General features: G+C 51.8%; 17 protein-coding genes. 13 read left to right on the top strand and 4 right to left on the bottom strand.

Going from position 1 to position 21,879, the window contains the following annotated elements:
• Positions 1-24: 24 nt before the first annotated feature.
• The 3 genes from DFER_RS22400 to DFER_RS22390 all read right to left on the bottom strand — a co-directional run bounded on the left by DFER_RS22400 (position 25) and on the right by DFER_RS22390 (position 6,151).
• Positions 25-1,620 carry a RagB/SusD family nutrient uptake outer membrane protein gene (locus DFER_RS22400; protein WP_015813939.1) on the bottom strand — a complete coding sequence of 532 codons (1,596 nt, stop codon included), beginning with the start codon at positions 1,618-1,620 and terminating at the stop codon, positions 25-27.
• A 13-nt stretch (positions 1,621-1,633) separates the two neighbouring features.
• Positions 1,634-4,729, bottom strand: coding sequence for a SusC/RagA family TonB-linked outer membrane protein (locus tag DFER_RS22395; RefSeq protein WP_015813938.1), 3,096 nt, complete (start codon positions 4,727-4,729; stop codon positions 1,634-1,636).
• Positions 4,730-4,942: 213 nt separating this feature from the next.
• Positions 4,943-6,151 (bottom strand): sterol desaturase family protein, encoded by a 1,209-nt coding sequence (locus DFER_RS22390; protein WP_015813937.1) that lies wholly within the window; start codon positions 6,149-6,151, stop codon positions 4,943-4,945.
• A gap of 186 nt (positions 6,152-6,337) precedes the next feature.
• Here DFER_RS22390 and DFER_RS22385 point away from each other — a divergent pair, with 186 nt between their 5' ends.
• The 10 genes from DFER_RS22385 to DFER_RS22335 all read left to right on the top strand — a co-directional run bounded on the left by DFER_RS22385 (position 6,338) and on the right by DFER_RS22335 (position 20,041).
• Positions 6,338-7,396: a LacI family DNA-binding transcriptional regulator gene (locus DFER_RS22385; protein ID WP_015813936.1), complete on the top strand. Its 1,059-nt coding sequence runs from the start codon at positions 6,338-6,340 to the stop codon at positions 7,394-7,396.
• 1,242 nt (positions 7,397-8,638) lie between these two features.
• The gene (locus tag DFER_RS22375) at positions 8,639-9,658 is read left to right on the top strand and encodes a Gfo/Idh/MocA family protein (protein WP_041736599.1); all 1,020 of its coding nucleotides are present in this window, start codon (positions 8,639-8,641) and stop codon (positions 9,656-9,658) included.
• Positions 9,659-9,691: 33 nt separating this feature from the next.
• Positions 9,692-11,080 carry a DegT/DnrJ/EryC1/StrS family aminotransferase gene (locus tag DFER_RS22370; protein ID WP_015813934.1) on the top strand — a complete coding sequence of 463 codons (1,389 nt, stop codon included), beginning with the start codon at positions 9,692-9,694 and terminating at the stop codon, positions 11,078-11,080.
• Complete coding sequence (locus DFER_RS22365; RefSeq protein ID WP_015813933.1) at positions 11,077-12,444, top strand: neutral/alkaline non-lysosomal ceramidase N-terminal domain-containing protein; 1,368 nt, start codon at positions 11,077-11,079, stop codon at positions 12,442-12,444. Before DFER_RS22370 ends, DFER_RS22365 begins: the two co-directional genes overlap by 4 nt.
• A complete protein-coding gene (locus DFER_RS22360) occupies positions 12,444-13,790 on the top strand; it encodes an NHL repeat-containing protein (protein ID WP_015813932.1) in 1,347 nt (448 codons plus the stop codon). Before DFER_RS22365 ends, DFER_RS22360 begins: the two co-directional genes overlap by 1 nt.
• A 23-nt stretch (positions 13,791-13,813) precedes the next feature.
• Positions 13,814-15,187, top strand: a complete 1,374-nt coding sequence (locus DFER_RS22355; RefSeq protein WP_015813931.1) for a Gfo/Idh/MocA family oxidoreductase — start codon at positions 13,814-13,816, stop codon at positions 15,185-15,187.
• Positions 15,188-15,190: 3 nt separating this feature from the next.
• Positions 15,191-16,513 (top strand): sugar MFS transporter, encoded by a 1,323-nt coding sequence (locus tag DFER_RS22350; protein WP_015813930.1) that lies wholly within the window; start codon positions 15,191-15,193, stop codon positions 16,511-16,513.
• Positions 16,514-16,627: 114 nt separating this feature from the next.
• Positions 16,628-17,818, top strand: a complete 1,191-nt coding sequence (gene nagA / locus DFER_RS22345) for an N-acetylglucosamine-6-phosphate deacetylase (RefSeq protein ID WP_015813929.1) — start codon at positions 16,628-16,630, stop codon at positions 17,816-17,818.
• Between the two features lie 14 nt (positions 17,819-17,832).
• Complete coding sequence (locus tag DFER_RS22340; RefSeq protein ID WP_015813928.1) at positions 17,833-18,609, top strand: glucosamine-6-phosphate deaminase; 777 nt, start codon at positions 17,833-17,835, stop codon at positions 18,607-18,609.
• 46 nt (positions 18,610-18,655) lie between these two features.
• Positions 18,656-20,041, top strand: coding sequence for a putative oxidoreductase C-terminal domain-containing protein (locus DFER_RS22335; RefSeq protein ID WP_015813927.1), 1,386 nt, complete (start codon positions 18,656-18,658; stop codon positions 20,039-20,041).
• A gap of 60 nt (positions 20,042-20,101) precedes the next feature.
• On the opposite strand, the gene DFER_RS22330 is transcribed toward DFER_RS22335, so the two are convergent.
• Positions 20,102-20,671 (bottom strand): 2'-5' RNA ligase family protein, encoded by a 570-nt coding sequence (locus DFER_RS22330; RefSeq protein WP_015813926.1) that lies wholly within the window; start codon positions 20,669-20,671, stop codon positions 20,102-20,104.
• 59 nt (positions 20,672-20,730) lie between these two features.
• Between DFER_RS22330 and DFER_RS22325 the strand changes: the two genes are divergently transcribed.
• The 3 genes from DFER_RS22325 to DFER_RS30385 all read left to right on the top strand — a co-directional run bounded on the left by DFER_RS22325 (position 20,731) and on the right by DFER_RS30385 (position 21,857).
• Positions 20,731-21,354, top strand: coding sequence for an ATPase (locus tag DFER_RS22325; protein ID WP_229206081.1), 624 nt, complete (start codon positions 20,731-20,733; stop codon positions 21,352-21,354).
• Positions 21,341-21,493, top strand: a complete 153-nt coding sequence (locus tag DFER_RS30195) for a DUF8506 family protein (RefSeq protein ID WP_015813924.1) — start codon at positions 21,341-21,343, stop codon at positions 21,491-21,493. Before DFER_RS22325 ends, DFER_RS30195 begins: the two co-directional genes overlap by 14 nt.
• 70 nt (positions 21,494-21,563) lie before the next feature.
• Positions 21,564-21,857, top strand: coding sequence for a hypothetical protein (locus DFER_RS30385; protein ID WP_015813923.1), 294 nt, complete (start codon positions 21,564-21,566; stop codon positions 21,855-21,857).
• The last annotated feature ends 22 nt before the right edge of the window (positions 21,858-21,879 follow it).

Here is a 21,879-nt window from a genome sequence, read left to right as displayed (position 1 = left end):
TCTGGCGCCATTGGTCAAATTTAATTACCAGTTCGGATTTTGTTTCAGATTCGGGTTCAAATCGCGCTCCTTCTGCGGAATGGGCCACAGGTAATGGCGGCTCGCATCGAACACGCGGTTGGAAGAAGCAGCCTGCACCGTTACCAGCTTGCCCGACGCATCCGGGTAAGTGATGCCGAACACCGGACCTTGTAAAACCTGCTCAGCAGTTTTCCAGCGGCGGATATCAAATATCCTTTGGCCTTCAAATGCCAGCTCTACCGTCCGTTCGCGGCGTACGATGTCACGCAATGCGGCTTGCGTGGCAGCGGTTACCGAAGGCTGCTTCACGTCGGTACGGCCATTTCGTACCTGGTTAATGGCAGCCAGCACGGTCGCATCGGTCTGGCCCAGCTCGATTTTCGCTTCCGCGTAAGTCAGCAGTACTTCCGCGTAACGCAGCAGGATGATATTGATCCCGCTGTTGGTCGGGTTCGCGAAATCTTCATTATTGATGTACTTTTTGATATTAAAACCGGTCGTGGAAGCAATGTACGTGCTGCCGATCGCGTCGGCGGTGCCGCTCGTCGGGCGGGGCTGGAATGTAATGCCGCTTGGTAATGCGTCGCCTTCGAGGAAGATCGAGAATTTCAACCGCGGATCGCGGTTCGCATAAGGCTTTGCTGGATCGTAGCCGCTCGCCGGATCGGAGATTTTCTTTCCTTCCAGAGTTTCGTAGCTATCCACCAATGCTTTTGTAGGAACATAAGTGCTTTGCGCATTCTTCTGACTGTACGGCGCCAGCAGGTTGAAGACGTTGTTTTGGGCAATGTCTTTCAGATACTGTTTATCCAGCAGCACTTCCTTGTTATTTTCCGCGGCGTAACTGTACAGCTTTTCGTAGGATTCATACAAGCCATACACACCCGATTTGATCACCTGGTCGGCTGCATCGGCTGCCTTTTGGTAACGGCCTGCGTACAAATCCGCCCGGGCGAGCAGGCCCAGCGCAGCGCCTTTCGTGAAGCGGCCCTTGTCGGCAGCGCCGTAAGTGGACGGCAGCAAGGCAGCGGCTTCGGTCAGTTCTTTTTCGACAAAATTCCAGATCTCTTCCACTGGCGTACTGGTGAGCGAACGGCCTTCATCAATGCTGATCGACGCGGTCACCAACGGGACCGAACCGAACAAGCCAGCCAGTTTCAGATAATGGTAAGCGCGCAATGCTTTTGCTTCGCCTTTCAGCTGGTTGAGCAGCGCAGTGTTGGTGCTCGGCACCTTATCCACATTTTCCAGGAAGTAATTCACACCGCGAATGCCGCGGTATGCGCGCCGCCATTCGTCATAAATCACCGAGCTCGTCGCATCGTAACTGCCGGCTTCAATGTAAGCGGCCACGTTGAAGCTCTGGTTGGTATGCGCCAGGTCGGTAATGCCGTCGAATGTGACGGCGGTGGTGCTGTCGAGGTCCGTGTAGAGTGAGTTAACGGCCAGTTTGGCGTCGTTTTCGGTTTTCCAGAATAAGTCTTCGGAAAGACGGTCGTTCGGAACGGTTTCGAGCAGGCCCGAGTCGCAGGAGGCCAGACCGAGCGTGAGGGCGGCGATTCCGGCGATAATGGTATGTTTAAATGTATTTGTTTTCATAAAATCAATGCGGTCAGAATGAGAGGTTCAAGCCGAATGTGTACAAGGCTGTTTGCGGGAAATACACGGCGCGGCCGGATGGCACTTCCGGGTCGAGGTTCCATTCGTTCAGCTTCGAGAAAGTGAGCAGGTTGGTAGCCGAGGTGTAAACCCGGATGCGGCTCACGCGCAGTTTGCTCACCATTTCGGACGGAATGTTATAGGCGAGCTGAACGTTTTTGAGGCGCAAATAAGAGCCATCAATTACCAAACGGTCGGAAGTGGCGACGTTGCGAAGGTCGAATTTGGTCGGGCGCGGGAAACGCGCACCGGTATTTTCCGGCGTCCAGTAATTATTGGTATAAATCTCGTGGGTGAAGCCTTCCTGGTTACCCATTTCCGCTAATGCACCGGCCAGGCGGGCATCCACTTTCGCCGCTCCCTGGAATAAGATACTCAGTTCGAAGCCTTTGTAAGCAAAATCACCATTCACCCCGAATGTGTATTTCGGGAACGAGTTACCAATCACGGTCATATCGTCGGCGTTGATTTTGCCGTCACCATTCCGATCCACATATTTCACGTCGCCGGGCTTGGTGTTGGCGGCGTAAGTGGCTTTGTATTCAGCGATTTCCTGCTCGGTCTGGAACAAGCCGTCCGTTTGATAACCCCAAAGCGTGTTGATCGGCAGGCCTTTGGCGATAATGTAGCGCGGGTCGATGTCGGAACCCGTGATGTACGGACCAGTGCCTTTCAGGTCGGTTACTTTGTTTTCATTAATACTCAAATTTCCACCCAAAGTGTACCGGAAGCCCGATGAGCTGGATGCGCTGCGATAATTGAGGCTGAACTCCCATCCTTTGTTTTCGACCGATCCTGCATTCTGCGGCGGCGCTTTCAGACCGATCGTGGCCGGAATGTCGAGGTTCAGGAGAATGTCGTCGGTGAGTTTGCGGTAGTAATCGGCGGTAAACGTGAGGCGCTTGTTGAGGAACGCGGCGTCGATACCGAGGTCGAGCTGCGTGGTAGATTCCCAGCCGAGTCCCGTGTTGGCCAATGTGGTGGGGCGGTAACCCTGCACCGGCGTGCCGCCGAAGCTGTACCCGAGGGCCGTCAATGCGGAGTAGTAGCTGTACAGGTCCACCGACTGGTTACCCGTGATCCCCCACGAGCCGCGTAGTTTCAGGTCGTTGACCGACTTTTCCATTCCCTGCCAGAAGCTTTCCTTCGAAATGCGCCATCCGGCTGAGAATGAGGGAAAAAAACTGTATTGTTTCGGCCCGGTGAACTTCGAAGAACCGTCATAGCGGCCATTCGCTTCGAAGAGGTATTTCTCTTTGTAATCATAATTTACCCGGCCGAAATAGGAGCGCAGGCCATATTCCGCATCGTTGCCGGTGTTGCTCTTCGTGCCATCATTCGCGCCCTGGCCAATCGAGCCGATATCATTGTTATAGAACCGCTCGCGGTAGGCTGACAGGAAAGTCTGCGTGTTGCCGATCTGCGAATAGCCCACCAATGCCTTCAAACCATGATTGCCGAAGCTTTTTTCATAGTTAAGCAGGTTGTTGATCGTGTATTCGCGCAGCGTGTTGCGCACTTCGGTGAGCGAGTTAATGGCCACCGTTTTGGTAACATTCGTGTTTTTGTCGGTGTTGGTGTAGGAATTCGTATAGTTTTTCTGGTTCACAAATGTGCCCCGGCCTGCGATCTGGGTCGAGAAAGTCAGCCCTTCTGCAATGTCGAACTCCGCTTTGAGATAACCCGCCAGATAATCCGTCACCTGCCGGGACTGGCCGCCTATTTCGTTAAACATCAGTGGGTTATTACCCTGCGTACTCAGTCCGTAAGTACCATCCGGGTATTTGGGAACTGCCCACAGTGTACCATGGAAGAAGTTGTTCAGCGGCGTTGGGTTATTCGGGTTGTTGTTGACGGTCGGGTTCAATGCGCGGGCATAGCGGTAGTTGATGTCGCCGCTCACGCGAATGCGTTTCGAGACATTATAATCGGTATTCAACCGAAATTCGCCGATTTTGTTGGAATAACCCGCAATCACACCCTGCTGGTCCTGGAAACGGGCGCTGAGTCGCGTGCGGATCACGTCCGTGCCGCCGGCTACCGAAATGGTGTGGTTCTGCTGGGGCGCCGAGCGGAGCATGGTCTCAAACCAGGTGTTCGGCATCGGGTATTTTTCCCGGTCGGTCGCATTCACGTACGCCTGAATGGATTCTTCCGTAAAACGCGCCGGCACGGCCAGGCCTGCATTCGTGTATGCGGCCACCTGCTCGCGCATGTAAGCCTCGATTCCCATCATTTTGGGCACATTGTTCGATTTTTGAATGGCATAATAGCCGTGGTAATCCACCTGCACTTTGCCGCCTTTCGCGCGCTTGGTGGTAACAAGCACTACCCCGTTCGTTGCGCGCGAACCGTAAATGGCCGTCGAAGAGGCATCTTTCAACACGGAAATCGACTCGATATCGTCCGGGTTAATGTCGCTCAGGCGCTGCTCGATGCCGTCAACGATCACCAATGCGTCGTTTTTACCCAGATCATAGCCGCTGGTGCTGCTGCCGTTAATGTTGAATGTGGTGATCCCGCGCACGCGGATGTTGGTATTGGATTTACCCGGCGAGCCGCCCGCATCGAGCACGGTTACCCCCGGCATGAGCCCTTGCATCGACTGCTGGATATTTGATACCGGCCGTTTGGTAATCGCTTCGCCGCTGATCTGCGAAACCGAGTTGGTGAGCGCATTGCGTTTCTGCGTGCCATAACCGACCACGACCACTTCTTCGAGCAGCTTCGTGTCGGCAGCGAGTTTAATGTCGATCGTAGCACGGCCATTCACCGAAACCTCCTGGGTAACGTACCCGATCCCGGAGAAAACAAGGGTGCCGTCGGACGGTGCATCGATCTCGAATTTACCATCGACATCGGTGGAAGTCCCGATGAGTGTGTTTTTGACCACAATATTGACACCCGGCAGCGAGCCGTTGTCAGTTGTGGACGTAACGGTGCCCTTCACGGTGATGTTCTGGGCGGCGGCGCTGAGGCCGAAGAGCAGCAAAGCCACAAGTAGCCGGCCTCTGCTCAACAGAGAGCTTTTGGATAGATTTTGGAACATAGCGATTAGTAAATGGGCTGGGGCGTGGCAGCGGGGAAATGGTGGTTGTAAATGTGCTTTGATATAAAACTATAAATCCTATTAAATATATAGGCAAAGTAAAATACAGAATCAGCAACAAGCAACCTGTGTTAATTTATTCTGCACAAATCGGGCGATTTTTAAGGATTACTGCTACTTGTTATGTAAAAAATACAAGGCTCGCGATTTTACTTATCGCCCGTAGATCGATTGTAGATATTGTTTTTGCAAAGCCGAAAAGTAAAGCACGCCACCGATGAGCACCGCCCAAATGAGAAAGAGCACCGTCGGATGCGGGAAGTAATGGTAGGCGGTGATAAAGATCAATGCGCCGCGGGCGAATTCCAGATAGAAAACCCAGCGCCGCTGTTCGAGAATGGCGCCGCAGTTGATGAGCGTCACGAAAATGACGAGCGCCATCATTACTTGCAAGAACGTTTCTTCGTGGTGCTCGAATAGCAACAGGAAAAACAGCGTGATCACCGTGATGGCAAACTGCACGAGCACGTAGCGCCGGAATTTCTGCGAGCGTACGCGTACCTTGTTTTTGGATAAAAAGCGCTTTTCAACAATCCTGCGGACGGCCGGATCGAAGTCGGACGGACTGCCGAAAATAACTTTCAGCTTAGCGACAATGCCCTTTTTCTGCTGCGCGGCATACCATATTTCGACGAGGAAATGGAAATGCTGCCAGAGAAAACTGTAACTGTCGAGCTGCTTGGTGAGGCCGAAAACGGGCTGTTCTTTTTCCTCCTCGAATGTGCCGAAAAGCTTATCCCAAATGATAAACATGTCGCCGAAATTCTTGTCGAGGTAGGCCTCGTTGCTCGCATGGTGCACGCGGTGGTGCGAGGGTGTCACCAATATGTATTCCAGAATGCCGAGCTTGCCGATGACCTGGGTGTGCGTAAAAAACGGGTAAAGGCCGTGGACGATGAGCATGGTAGTGATCATCGGCGCCGGGAAGCCAATTAGCGGCAGCACCGACCAGAATGCCGTGCGAACGACCGCCTGAAAAATGGTGATGCGCGTTCCGGCCGTGTAATTGAACTCTTCGCTCGTGTGGTGCACCACGTGAAAGCCCCAAAACAGGTTGATTTTGTGCCCCGCCCGGTGGTACCAATACCAAACGAAGTCTGTGGCGAGGATCAATGCGATCCAGACGAGCAACGTCGGCCGGATTTCAAACAGGCCGTAATTTTTTTGGATATAGTCATAAAAAAAGAAGAACGAACCGGCCGTGAACATGTCGATCAGCCGCTCTAAAACACCGACATTCATGTTGGCAATAGAGCTGTTGAAATTGAACAGCTGCCGCCCAAGGCGCTTCGACACCCAATATTCGATCCCGATGAGCAAAAGGAACAGTGGAACGGCCAATGCCATGTAATTGAGCGCCATAACCGACTCTTTTACTATATTTAATTAATAGATTATATATACAAATATTGGATGTGTGATTGTATTTGCCAAAAATTTGGACAAAAACCGTTAAATAAATTCTAAAACCCTTTTATTCGTGGTTTTACAGGCGGCCTTGTTCCGATCGTACAATTTGCTACTGATATCATAACCTCCCTTTTCCGGATGGAAAAAGAAAATACCTACTACGGCGTGAAGGAAATCGCCCGCCGTGCCAACGTCTCCATCGCGACCGTCGACCGTGTGTTGCATAACCGCTCGGGCGTTTCGGAAAAGACCAAGAAGAAGATCAACGACATTATCAAGGAGCTGGATTATCAGCCCAATATCCTCGCCAGCCGCCTCGCTTCGAAGAAAATCATCTCGCTGGCCGTGCTCATTCCGCGCGTTTCCGAGGAAACCGATTTCTGGGAGGCGCCTATGAAAGGCATTACCCGGGCCGATTCGGAGATCAAGAAATATGGCATTCAGGTTACCACTTTTTACTTCGATCTGAATGATCCTGCGTCATTCAATGAGCAGGCGGCCGCCATTCTCGATGGCCATTTCAAAGGCGTGCTGCTGGCCCCTTCGTTCATTGAAGAGTCCCGGAAGTTTATCCGTTCCTGCCGGGAGAAAAAAATACCGTTTGTGTTCATCGACTCCGACGTGCCCGACGAGGACAATCTCTGCTACATCGGTCCGCATTTGTTCCAGAGCGGCTATGTGGGTGCCAAGCTTTCTACCTATCGTTTGAAAGAAAAACATAAGGTAGCCGTGGTGAACATTTCGAAGGAATCCGACAGCTACAATTACCTGCAAATCGAAGAAGGCTTTCGCTCCTATTTTAAGGACCATAACCTGCCGATCGAGATCATCCGCATTGATATTAAGGATACCGACAGCCTGTCCGTTACCCGCGACCTTACACGCGCATTGCACGAGCACGGCGACATTGAAGCCATTTTCGTGACCAATTCCCGCGTTTTCTCTGTGGCGGCATTCCTTGAAAAGACCCAACGCTCCGACATTTCGCTCATTGGTTATGATTATTTAAAAGAAAACATCACCTACCTGAACAAGGAGCTCATCGACTTCCTGATCTGCCACAAACCCGAAGAACAAGGCTACCGCGGGCTCATGGCGCTCTACCAGACGCTCGTCCTCGGCGCGCCGGTTGAAAAAACGCATTTCATGCCGATTGATATTGTGACAAAGGAGAACCAGGCATTTTATCAGAATTGACGCTGCTGAGGTAGAAGGTCCACCTTCGCACAGACTATTCGCAGGCTTCCGGCCGGTTAGTACCGTGCGAACGATATTGCATCACAGAATGTCGGTTGCGTTCGATTTGTTGTTACATTCCTACGGAATTAAAATACGTCGGCTATTTTCTTATTGCTACCAATGTTACATCGCTACGCGATTGCAATGCTGCTATTGATGTACGAAGACAGCACTGCTGAGCATTCCACATTAATAGATACGAATAGACAACATTCTACCAAATGCGGCCGGGCATGTAATATTGGTAGAAAACCATATTCAGGACTATTCTACTAAATGCCGTCAGGCATGTAATATTGGTAGAAAATCAATTCAGGACCATTCTAACAAATGCCGTCAGGCATGTAGAAAACCAATTCAGGACCATTCTACCAAATGCCGTCAGGCATGTAATATTGGTAGAAAATCAATTCAGGACCATTCTACCAAATGCCGTCAGGCATGTAATATTGGTAGAAAACCAATTCAGGACCATTCTACCAAATGCCGTCAGGCATGTAACATTGATAGAAAACCAATTCAGGACCATTCTAACAAATGCCGTCAGGCATGTGATACTGGTAGAAAACCATATTGAGGACCATTCTAACTAAATGCCGTCAGGCATGTAATATTGGTAGAAAAACAATTCAGGACCATTCTAACAATGCCGTCAGGCATGTAATACTGGTAGAAAACCATGTTCAGGACCATTCTAACAAATGCCGTCAGGCATGTGATACTGGTAGAAAACCATATTCAGGACCATTCTAACAAATGCCGTCAGGCATGTGATACTGGTAGAAAACCATATTCAGGACCATTCTAACTAAATGCCGTCAGGCATGTAATATTGGTAGAAAACCAATTCAGGACCATTCTACCAAATGCCGTCAGGCATGCAATATTGGTAGAAAACCAATTCAGGGCCATTCTACCAAATGCCGTCAGGCATGTAATACTGGTAGAAAACCATATTCAGGACCATTCTGAAAATGCCGTCAGGCATGTAACAACAAAACCGATGCCGCATTCGCGCTGCCGCAACACCGCCATTTTCCACTTCAACCATATTTGCTTTCTCAAATAATCTACATCGCAAAATTTCCTTCAAACAATTCAAGCGATTAGTTGTAAATTAAAATATGTGTGTATATTTACGGGTACGTACCCGAAATCATTGACGGGCTGATTATTCCTAACCTCTTTTCCACTTCCCATATGCATTCGCTTAGCAGACGAAAGTTTATTTTCCAATCGGCAACCGCCGGCATCAGCTTGGGTTTGATAAATCATTTGCCTGCATTGGCGCGGCCTGCATTGGCGCGGCCTGCCGATGGCAAGCGGGTCGGGATAATCGGTTTGGACACTTCCCACGTGATCGCATTCACAAAAGCGCTGAACGCGCCGCAGCCGGATGCCGTGTACGACGGTTACAAAGTAGTGGCTGCCTATCCTTACGGCAGCAAGGACATCGAGTCGAGCACGAAACGCATTCCGGGTTACATCGAGGACGTGAAGAAAATGGGCGTCGAGGTGGTCGGTTCGATCAAGGAACTGCTGGATAAAACCGATGTAATCCTGCTCGAAACGAACGATGGGCGGCTGCATTTGGAGCAGGCGGTGGAAGTTTTAAAGGCGGGAAAACGGATGTTTATCGACAAGCCGGTCGCTGCCTCGCTTTCAGACACGCTGAAAATTTTCGAAGCTTCTAAAAAATACAATATCCCAGTTTTCTCAGCTTCCTCGCTCCGGTATATCAAAGGAGTTGAGAGCCTCGATAAGAAAAAGGTGCTCGGCGCGGATACGTATAGTCCGGCCGTTTTCGAAAAAACACACCCTGATTTCTTCTGGTACGGCATTCACGGCGTGGAAACGCTGTACACTGTGATGGGACGAGGCTGCAAAAGCGTTACCCGCGTGAGTACACCGAATACCGATATCGTGGTGGGCATCTGGGAGGATGGCCGCACGGGTACGTTCCGCGGCACACGGTCGGGCAAGCACGACTATGGCGGAACAGTTTTCACCGAGGATGGCAACAAAGTTTTAGGGCCTTATGGTGGTTATGAGCCGCTTTTGGTCGATATTATCAAGTATTTCAAAACCGGCGAGGTGCCGGTTACACCCGAAGAGACCATTGAAATATTTTCTTTCATGGAAGCTGCCCACGAAAGCAAGCGCCAGGGCGGCAAAAGCGTGACCCTGGAAAGCGTGCTGGCCAAGGCCGGCAAAAAATAGATTTTTCGAAATCAACCCTAAATCCATTGTCCCATGCAAGCATTCAGCTCCAAACTGTCACGAAGAACGTTTCTGAAACAGAACTCACTGGCGGGGCTGGGTGTGGCCCTGGCATCGTCGTCGGTGGCCGGCTTGCCGGCAATCGCTTCAAAGTCGGCGCAGGTGCCAGCGATTTTGGGCGGGCCGTCAGCATGGGCGGAGGTGAAATGGCCGATATGGCCGCAATGGAACCCGGAAACGGACGAGAAACTATTGCTGGAAGTGATGAGGAGCGGCATCTGGTCGCGGGCGGATGTGGTAACCCGGTTTGAAAAGGAATGGGCCGCAGCCTTGGGCGTGAAGCGATGCCTCGCGGTTGTGAATGGAACCAACGCATTGGTAACCGCCATTCACCAGATGGGTATCGGCGCGGGCGACGAGGTGCTTGTGCCGCCTTACACGTTCATTGCGTCGGTTTCTTCCATTCTGTCCAATGGCGCCATGCCGGTGTTCGTGGACATTGATGCCGAAACTTTCCAGATCGACCCGGCGAAGATCGAGGCTAAGATCACACCACGCACCAAAGCTATCCTGGCCGTACACATTCTCGGGCTGCCTGTGGATATGGACCGTGTAATAGCCATTGCCAAAAAGCATAAACTACTCGTGATCGAGGACGCCTGCCAGGCGCATTTGGCAGAATACGATAAAAAGAAAGTCGGCAGCATTGGCGACGCAGGCTGTTTCAGTTTTCAAAACTCCAAAAACCTGCCCATCGGCGAAGGCGGCGCGATTGTGAGTAACAACGACCATTTCATCGACCTCTGTTTTTCCTATACCAATTTCGGTAATCCTTATGGAAGCGCCGTGGGCTCGGTCAGTACCGGGGCCGTGATGCAGGGCACTAAGCTGCGGTTTTCGGAATACCAGGCGGCGATCGGCATTGCGCAACTGAAACGCCTCGATGCACAAACGACCACGCGCAATGAAAACGCCGAATACCTCAAATCGCTGATCAAGGATATTTCGGGCATTGTGCCTTATAAATTGTACGACAAAGTTACCCGCGGCGCTTTTCACTTGTTTCCTTTCCGTTATCAAAAGGAAGGGTTCAAAGGATTACCGCGCGAGGCATTTCTGAAAGCATTGCGGGCAGAAGGCGTTCCGTGTTCGAGCGGATATACGCCTTTGAATACACAGCCCTATTTGAAAGACACATTCGATTCGGAGAACTACCAGCGGATGTATCCGAAGGAAAAGCTGGACATTAACCGCTATCATGCGCAGAACAAATGTCCGGTGAACGATCAGGTTTGTAACGAAGCCGTTTGGTTCACCCAAAACATGCTCCTCGGCACAAAAGACGACATGAAATCGATCGCTTCGGCCGTTGAGAAGATCCATCAGAATGCCGAAAAGATCAAAACATTAGGACAAAAATGAAGCTAGCCCTCGCATGGACTTTCCTGCTTTTGACCTGCATCCCCGCATTCGCGCAGGGCTGGAAGGCGGGTGTGGCAAAAATAGCCATAACGCCCGCTGAACCGATGTGGATGGCCGGTTACGCGGCGCGCACGCACGCTTCGGAGGGCAAGCTGCATGATCTTTGGGCCAAAGCATTGGCGATCCAGGACGCGAACGGCAAGCAGGCCGTGCTCATTACCACGGATTTGTTGGGCTTTCCAAAGGCAATGTCTGACGAGCTAAGGGCGAAAATCAATGACCGCTACAAACTTTCCAAAGCACAGATTATTCTCAACAGTTCGCACACGCACTCCGGCCCCGTGCTTGGAGCTGCGTTGTCGGATATTTACCCGATAACCGAAACCGACCAAAGGAAAATTGATCAGTACTCGGCCAAACTGATCGATCAGATCATAACGCTGACTGGCGATGCATTGAAGGCATTGCAACCGGCGACGATCGAAGCAAAAAACGGCGTGACGCGCTTCCAGGTGAACCGCCGGAACAACGACGCGGCGACATTGGAAAGGCTTACCGAAATTACCGGCCCCGGCGACCCCGCCGTGCCGGTGCTGAAAGTGCTGGACGCGAAAGGGAAAATCATGGCCATCGCATTCGGCTATGCCTGCCATCCTACTGTTTTGGACGGCTACCAATGGTCGGGCGACTATCCCGGCTGGGCGCAGATCGAACTCGAAAAGCTATACCCGGGTGCTACCGCATTGTTTTTCCAAGGTGCGGGGGCGGATCAAAATCCATTACCGAGGCATACCGTTCCGCTCGCCATTCAATATGGAAAAACGCTTGCAGCGGCCGTGGAGCGGGTTTTGAGTGAAGAAATGAACCCATTGGCACCGCAGCTTTCGACGGCTTACAATGAGGTGACGCTTTCATTAACGACTGCGCCCACCCGCGCCCAACTTTCCGCGATGGCCGAAAAAGCAACCGGTTTCCAGCAGAAATGGGCCAAGCGCATGATCGCGCAGATCGAAGAGAAAAAGCCGTTTCAAACCTCCTACCCTTTTCCATTGCAGGTGTGGAAACTCGGCGACCAGGCTATCATGACCCTCGGCGGCGAGCTGGTGGTGGATTATGCGATCAATTTGAAGCAAATATTCGGTCAGGATACGTTTGTGATGGGCTATTCCAATGATGTGATGACGTACATTCCCAGTACGACCATCCTGCGCGAGGGCGGGTATGAGGGCGAAGTGGCCGCGATTGTGTACGGGCTGCCCGCGACCTGGGCGTCAGATGTGGAAATTGAAATATTGAACGGGATGGTGCAACTGGCGAAGCAGGCCGGGGTCGCCACGCCGGAATCCCGTGTAATTAAAAATTAATGTTTACCCAAAGTCTGCCTCTTTTCGTGAACAGTATCGATTATTCCATGAACTTCGAACCGCTGGCTGAGCCTAAAACGTTGACCGCGAAGCATTACTATTCGGGCTTCGAGCGTGCGCACGATACGTACAACGCGCTCTCGGCGGCTAGCAATGGGAAGATCTATTACATCCTGTCGTCGGATAACCACGAAATCGGCGGGCAGATGTTTGTCTACGATCCGGCCGGTGACAGCATTACCCATCTCGGTGACCTCACCGACATTTGCGGCGAAAAGCATTTAAAAGCCATTCCGCAAGGCAAGAGCCACGTGCGTTTTTACGAAAGAAATGGCAAGCTCTATTTCTCGACCCACGTGGGCTATTACCAGCTCATCGACGGCATGGACCGCCTTCCCGAACAGGCGCCGGAAGGATATGCATTGTATCCCGGCGGGCATTTTCTCTCCTACGACCTTAAAACCGGGGCATTCGAGGACCTGGCATTGGTCCCGGACGGCGAAGGCATGGTGTCCATGACCATGGATCGCGACCGCGGGCATTTGTACGGCATTACGTGGCCTTACGGGCATTTTATTCATTACGATGTTGAGAATAAGGTGCTGAAAAACCTCGGCCCCATTTCGTACAAAGGCGAAGCAGGCACGCCGGGCTCGGATTTTCGTTCGCTTTGCCGCTCGCTGTTTGTGGACGCGGAGTTGGGCGATGTGTATTTTTCGGTTGCCGACGGTGATATTCTTACCTACAACCCTGAAACCCAATTTTTACGTAAACTAGAAAGCGCAGACCTGCGCCTCGACTATTTCGGTAAATACGACCCGACACGTCCTGGCAGCATGTGCTACAACTGGCGGAAAATCTTCTGGCATCCGCAAGAGCAGGTCGCTTACGGCGTGCATGGCAATTCGGGTTATCTGTTCCGTTTCGACCCCCGAGAGGAAAAAGTCGAACTTGTGGAACGCATTACCTCCGAGCCGTCGCGCAGGAGCGGGATGTTCGATCAGTTCAGCTACGGTTACCTTGGCTTCCAGCTCGGTCCGGATGGCGAAACGATCTATTACCTCACCGGCGGGCCGATTTATGAGCACGGCAAACGTGTGAAAGGCGAAGATCAGATAGCAAAAGGCGCCGCACGCGGGTTGGAAAATCTGCATTTAATTACATTTCATTTGCCCACGCATACATATAAAGACCACGGGGCGATCTTTTACGAAGACGGCGAACGACCGACCTACGTGAATTCGATCGCCGTCGGTGCCGATGGCGCTGTTTACACCCTCGCCCGTTTCGAGCAGGAGGGCAAGATTATCCAGGACCTTATCAAAATCCCCAATCCATTTCAATAACCTGACATTAACCTTTTTCTTCAATGGAGAACCTAAATTCAAATAACGACCGCCGCGGTAACGACCGTCGTGACTTCCTTAAAAAATCACTGGCCGGCAGCGCATTGCTGACATTCGGCGGCGTATTGCCTGGTTTCAGTCCGAAAAGTTATGCCAAAATCATCGGCGCGAACGAGAAGGTACGCGTCGGTATGATGGGCGTAAACAGCCGCGGGCTGGCATTGGCGACCAACTATGCATTGCAGCCTAACTGCGAAGTGGTGTCCATTTCGGACGTCGATACGCGTGCTGCCGAGAAATGCATCAGCGTCGTGAACGACACCCAAAAATCCAAACCTGCTAACACGCCCGACTTCCGCAAGGCGCTTGAAAATAAGGACATGGACGCTTTAGTGGTGGCTGCGCCGGATCACTGGCATGCGCCGGCGGCTATTCTGGCCTCCAAAGCGGGCAAGCATGTGTACCTCGAAAAACCTTGCAGCCACAACCCGCACGAAGGCGAGCTGCTCATTGCCGTGGCAAAAAAATACAAGAATGTGATCCAGATGGGCAACCAGCGCCGCTCCTGGCCGAATGTGGCGGCGGGCATCAAGGAAGTGCATGACGGCGTGATCGGCCGGGCGTATTTTGCCAAAGGCTGGTATACCAATAACCGTGCTTCCATTGGCATAGGCAAGGAAACCGCCGTTCCCTCCTGGCTCGACTATGAGCTGTGGCAAGGCCCTGCGCCTCGCCGCGCTTACAAAGACAATGTGGTGCATTACAACTGGCACTGGTTCTGGAACTGGGGCACCGGCGAGGCGCTCAACAACGGCACCCACATGCTCGACCTCATGCGCTGGGGCCTGCAAGTGGATTACCCGACGCGTGTCACCTCCTCAGGCGGCCGTTTCCGCTACAAAGACGACTGGGAAACACCTGATACACAGGTTATCAACCTCGAATTCGCGAACAACACCGCCATGACCTGGGAAGGCCGCAGCTGCAACGGACGCACGATCGAAGGCAGCTCGGTAGGCGTGGTATTCTATGGTGAAAAAGGCTCGATTCAGATCGGCGAGGGCAATACTTATAAAGTATTCGACCTGGACAACAAGCTGGTCAAGGACGTCAAAAACGACTTCAAGATTGACCCATTGAACAAAATGAACCCTTCGCAAGGGCTCGACGCATTGCATATTCAAAATTTCTTCGAAGGCATTAAGAAGGGAACGCCTGTGGCGGCGGAGATCGTCGGCGGGCACCAGAGCACGCTGCTGGCGCAGCTGGGTAACATCGCGATCCGCTCGGGCGAAACGCTGAATATCGACCCAAGCAACGGCCATATCAAAGGCAGCAAAGCCGCCGAGAAATTCTGGAAACGCGAGTATCAAAAAGGCTGGGAGCCGACGGTATAAATTATGAAAAGCGAAGCGATTGCCATTAAAGTAGAAAACCTAACGAAGCGGGAGACGACAATTTCGATCTTCCTGATCGGCCTGATGTTCTTTATTTTCGGTTTTGTGTCGTGGGTCAATTCCATATTGATCCCCTATTTCAAAATCGCCTGTGAACTGACGAGCTTTCAGGCTTACCTCGTCGCATTTGCCTTTTACATTGCCTACTTCGTGATGTCGGTGCCTTCGTCCTATTTGTTGAAGGCCGTGGGTTTCAAAAAGGGCATGATGATCGGCTTCTGGGCGATGGCATTGGGGGCATTCATATTCGTGCCGGCTGCGATGTCGCGGACTTACGAGATATTCCTGATGGGCCTTTTCACGATCGGGATCGGCCTTGCTATCCTCCAAACGGCCGCTAACCCTTACATTACCATCCTAGGCGCCAAGGAACGCGCGGCGCAGCGGATCAGCATGATGGGCATTTGCAACAAAGCCGCCGGTATCCTCTCGCCGATCGTCTTCGCTGCCGTCATCCTGAAACCCACCGATACCGACCTTTTCGCCCAGCTCGGCACCATGAGCGATGCCGAACGCAGCGCCGCACTGGACGAGTTGATCCGCCGGGTGATTAATCCTTACATTGCCCTCGGCACATTCCTGTTCGCATTGGGTTACCTGGTTTTCAAATCCCCATTACCCGAAATCGACACCGAGCACGAAAGCCAGGAAATAGCTTCTGCCAATGCAGGTAAGAAAAGCATTTTCGATTTCCCGCACCTCATCCTCGGCGCGCTGGCGATCTTCCTGCACGTAGGCACGCAGGTGATCGCGATCGATACCATTATCGGTTATGCCAATTCCATGGGCATTGATTTGCTCGAAGCGAAAGTCTTCCCTTCCTACACGCTGTTCTGCACCATTTGCGGGTATCTCATCGGAATTACCGTCATTCCAAAATTCATCAGCCAGGTGAACGCGCTGCGGATCTGCACATTGCTGGGGACCATTTTTACACTGCTTATCATCTTCACCCACGGACAAGTGACCTTCCTGGGGCATACGACCGACATTTCTATCTGGTTCGTCGTCCTGCTCGGCCTCGCCAACTCGCTTGTTTGGGCAGGCATCTGGCCGCTGGCGTTGGATGATTTGGGGCGCTTCACCAAGTTGGGTGCTTCGGTGATGATCATGGGGCTTTGCGGAAATGCCATTATGCCGCTTTTCTACGGGCATTTCGCGGATGTGGTGAATGTAAGGGAGGCTTATTGGGTGTTGCTGCCTTGCTATTTGTATCTGGTTTTTTACGCGGTGAAGGGGCACAAGTTGCGCAAATGGGGAATTTAATGAGTGAATTAGCGAATGAGTGAATGAGTGAATGAGTGAATGAGTGAATATTTTTTGAATTTCCGCATTCACTCATTCACTCATTGACTCATTCACTCATTCAAAACTAGAACGATGAAACTAAAAATCACCAACGGCACGCTAATCTCCCCCTACCGCTACATCCGCAACGGTACCGTCTTGGTGGAGGACGGCGTCATTATCGGTATTGAAACGCGGGATGTGGATTTTCCTGATGCGGAAGTCATCGATGCCGAAGGCCATTACGTAGCCCCCGGCTTCATCGACCTGCACATCCACGGTGGCGGCGGGCATGATTTCATGGATGGCAGCGCGGAGGCATTTTTGAAAATTGCCGAAACGCATGCCCAATACGGCACCACGGCCATGGTACCGACCACGTTGACCGCCGAAAAAGAGGACCTGCTCGAAACGCTGGATTGCTACGAAAAGGCCAATGCAGCCAATGCGAATGGCGCGCAGTTTCTCGGAATGCATTTGGAAGGCCCCTATTTCGCATTGAGCCAGCGGGGGGCGCAGGACCCACGCTACATCCGAAATCCCGATCCCGCAGAGTATGAGGAAGTGTTGGCCTACTCCAATTCGATCACCCGATGGAGCGCCGCGCCGGAGCTGCCGGGGGCTATTGAATTTGGGAAAAGATTAAAACAAAAAGGCATTCTGGCCGCCGTGGCCCATACGGATGCTATTTACGAGGATGTGCTGGAAGCGTTCGAGAACGGCTACACGCTCGCGACGCACCTGTACTCGGCCATGTCGGGCGTGACGCGCAGAAATGCGTTCCGGTACGCGGGCACGATCGAAAGCGCGTTTTTGCTCGATATGGATGTGGAGATCATCGCCGATGGCGTGCATTTGCCTGCGCCGCTGTTGAAACTCATTGTTAAAATCAAAGGTCCCGACCGCATTGCATTGATTACCGACGCCATGCGCGCCGCCGGAATGCCGGAAGGAGAAAGTATGCTTGGCTCGCTGAAAAACGGGTTGAAAGTGATCGTCGAGGATGGTGTGGCGAAGCTGCCCGACCGTACCTCGTTTGCCGGAAGCGTCTCCACGGCTGACCGCCTAGTGCGCACGATGGTGCACATGGCCGACGTGTCGCTGCTCGACGCCGTGCGCATGGCCAGCGCAACGCCCGCCCGCATTATGGGCGTACACGACCGCAAGGGCACATTAGTAGCGGGCAAAGACGCCGATATCGTGATCTTCGACGCCGACGTCCGCATTAAAAGGACGATTATCAAGGGAAAAACCATTTTCCATAACGCTATACCCCAAATTTAACCTACCACAAAAAAATGAAAGTCGACCAACTGGAAATCAATATCTCCGAAACCCGCCAGCAAATGGGCGAAGCTGCGGCCAAGGCCGTGGCGGACAAGATCCGGGAGATTCAGGATACCCAAGAGTTTGTAAACATCATCTTCGCCTCGGCGCCTTCGCAGAACGAGTTTCTGGCGACGTTGAAGGACGAGCCGGTCATTCAATGGGAGAAAATCAATGCGTTTCACATGGACGAATACATCGGCATCGCCGCCGATGCGCCGCAGAACTTCGGGTATTTCCTGAAAGTACGGTTGTTCGACCACGTGCCCGTGCGCTCGGTTTCGTATCTCGACGGTAACGCTACCGATCCGCAGCAGGAATGCGACCGGTATGCGAAACTGCTCCGCGAAAACCCTATCGACATTGTGTGCCTCGGGATCGGCGAGAATGGGCATTTGGCATTCAACGACCCGCATGTGGCGTTTTTCGATGATCCATTGGAAGTGAAAGTCGTGGAGCTCGACGACGCCTGCCGCCAGCAGCAAGTAAACGACGAATGCTTCGACACCTTCGCCGAAGTGCCGCAAACCGCATTGACCCTCACCATTCCGACGCTCATGAAGGCCAAATATGCCTTCTGCATCGTGCCCGGCGAGAAAAAGGCGCAGGCCATTTACCACACCGTGGCCGAGGACATCGAGGAAGCCTACCCGTCGACCATCCTCCGCAAGCATCCGCACGCGATCTTGTTCATTGACCAGGCGAGTTCAGGGAAGCTCAAAGAAATTTCGTCATACTCGCAGGCATAGTTCCGCACCGGAGCTATCTTGCAATGTATTACCTCAACCCATTCAAATGAGAAAAGAACTCTTGACAATCGCTTTATTGAGCGCAATGGTATTCAATCAGGGATGTAATTCGAAGAAAGAGGAGGCCAAGAATGAGGAGAAGAAACCGCTGAGCCTGATCGTGGTGGAACCCGGCCACTTCCATGCGGCGCTGGTTCAGAAATCGATGTATGACGATGTGGATTCGGTCGTGCACGTGTACGCGTCCGAAGGCCCGGATGTGAAGGCTTACCTCGACAAGGTGGAGAAATACAACACCCGCCCCGAAGCGCCGACGCATTGGAAGGAGGAGGTTTACACCGGCTCCGATTTCTTTGAAAAAATGATTTCGGAGAAAAAAGGCAATGTGGTGGTACTGGCCGGCAACAACCAGAAAAAGACCGATTTCATCAAAAGATCCGTCGACGCAGGCCTGAACGTCCTCGCCGACAAACCGATGGCGATCGACGCGGCGGGCTTCGACAAGCTGAAAGAAGCATTCGCCAGCGCCGACAAAAACAAGGTGCTCCTGTACGACATCATGACCGAGCGTTACGAGATCACCAACACCCTGCAACGCGAACTCGCATTGCTGCCCGAGATCTTCGGCGAACTGCAAAAAGGTACGCCTGAAAACCCGGCCGTATCGAAAGAAAGTGTTCACCACTTCTTCAAATACATTTCCGGCGAGCCGCTGGTACGTCCTACCTGGTTTTTTGATGTAAACCAGCAAGGCGAAGGCATGGTAGACGTGACGACCCACCTCGTGGACCTCGTGCAATGGAGCTGCTTCCCGAATGTATCCCTCGATTATCAAAAGGACATTCAACTCCTCTCGACGAAACGCACCGCGACCCAACTCACGCCCTCGCAGTTCAAGCTCGTCACCAAAAGCGAAACCTACCCTGACTTCCTCAAAAAGGACATTAAGGACACTTTGCTGAATGTGTATTCCAACGGCGAACTGAACTACACCCTCAAAGGCGTGCACGCGAAAGTATCCGTGATCTGGAACTTCCAGGCCCCCGAAGGCACCGGCGACACGCATTACTCGATCATGAAAGGCTCGAAAGCCAACCTGATCGTCCGCCAGGGCAAGGAGCAGAAGTACAAGCCTGTGCTTTATATTGAAACTACGGATAAATCGAAAGCATACGAAGATGCGGTGGCGGCTGCATTTAAATCCGTGCAGGATAAGTATCCCGGAGTGGATCTGAAAAAGACTGCTGCGGGTTGGGAAGTCGTGATCGATGCCAAATACGATACCGGCCACGAATCGCACTTCGCGCAGGTGGCTAATGCTTATATGGGGTATCTCAAAGCCGGGAAGTTGCCGGAATGGGAGGTGCCGAATATGATTGCTAAATATTGGCTGACGACGTCGGCGTTGAAGCAGGCGAAGGGCGGGAAATAAATGTTGTCTTATGACTACGGGAAACGGCGGGCAGTTCTGGAACTGTTCGCCGTTTTTATGTTATGAGCTCATCGCAGCCATCGGCAGCTCCGCAATGACGTCGAACTGCTTTCGATCGTCATTGAACTTTCGCACAGCGAGGGAATCGCACCAGAACTTTGCATCGAACCGATCGAACAGTGAATAGGCTGTTTCGATCCAATCCGCTCGCAGCCGCCGGCCGATGGTCATATGCGGCGTTGCGAACATGTCGGTCCAGCCTTCGGTGTGGATATTTAGAATTTCGGGACTTAATGTTTGCCGGAATTGAATGCACCGCTCGGTAACTGATTTTGACGATTCGCTGGTGAGTTGAATGTAAAATGCGCCAGTGGTAGCAAAGTGATTAAAGCCTTGAAATTCCAGATCAAAAGAAGCTAGCATTCCTACCACCCTCGCTAACTCGTTAAGCAATGCCGGATAGTGCTCATCATAAGCATAAAACTCAAAAAGTGTGATATGCGCTTCTGAGTTGACGCTATTGTAAAATCCGCCAACGGCCTTCTTCAAAGCCAGCTTCATTTCTTTCACCTCGGCGATAATGGCTGCGGGCGGGCGGATGGCAATGATGTAGCGGATCGGCTGGTTCATTTGTGAAAAACACTTATTTCTTGTGAAAAGTAATTATTTATTGACTGTTTTCGTGAAAAGTGATTATTTACGACGCCACTGATGGACGCGACACGCTTATGCCAAACAAGAACCTTTACATCATAGCCGGATGCAATGGAGCAGGTAAAACCACCGCCTCCTTCACCATTTTGCCCGAAATTATTGAATGTAAAGAGTTCGTCAATGCGGATGAAATCGCCAAAGGTATATCTCCCTTTCAACCCGAAAAAGTAGCCTTCGAAGCCGGGCGTATTATGCTGAACCGCATTAACGACCTGCTGAAAAGTGACGAAAGCTTTGCGTTTGAAACAACGCTGGCGACCAGGAGCTACAAATCCAAGATCGAAGAAGCAAAGCGGCAAGGATACACCGCGACATTAATCTTTTTCTGGCTGGAAAATGTCGAGTTAGCCAAGGAACGTGTCAGAATCAGAGTGTCGGAAGGCGGCCATAACATTGAACCCCAAGTAATCGAACGAAGGTATTTTAAAGGAATCAGAAATTTGTTCGATATTTACCTACCGATTGTGGACGGCGCGTTCATCTTCGATAACTCTTGGGGCAAGCGCCACTTACTCGCACAGAAGACAGTGGACGGTGGCATGAACATTCTTGAAGATCATAAATTCACTCAATTAAAGAGCTATTATGACCACGGTTAAAGAGCAAATGGAATTACGAGACAAGCTTCTTGCCGGCCTGGACAAGGCCTACGAAAAACTCATCGAATACAAGAAGCAGAAAAACAGCGTGCTCGTGGTCATGAGAGATGGCAAAATCACGCACGTCAAGCCTGAATAGCGGCTCCTCTCTCCCAATCCGCTCCACATTCTCGAAAATTGGACTAGCAACTTCCCTCCTTAAAAATCATATGCTGAATTTTGTCAAAAACCTTTTCAAAAAACAAGACAACCTGCCCCCGAGAGAATTTAGCGAGGAAGAATTTGAGGCAGACTACGAGGCTAAGCGAAAAGGCCTCGAAAACGTGCTCGGCAAAATGCATGATATTGTCGGACATGCAATAATCCCTTTTGCAGTAGGCGGGGCGGTGGATATGTACTACTTCCCGAACCACATTCCGGGCACCGGCTTTGCAACGATGGAGCTTTTGATCCGGATGGGAACGGCCCACGGCGCAACCGCTTCGGGACCTACGAGCTGGTAGCTTTTACCAAACTCAGTTATGA

Source organism: Dyadobacter fermentans DSM 18053 (genome assembly GCF_000023125.1).
Taxonomy (GTDB): domain Bacteria; phylum Bacteroidota; class Bacteroidia; order Cytophagales; family Spirosomataceae; genus Dyadobacter; species Dyadobacter fermentans.
The sequence above is the reverse complement of the archived record's forward strand: the minus strand, read 5'-3'. Positions and strand labels throughout refer to the sequence as shown.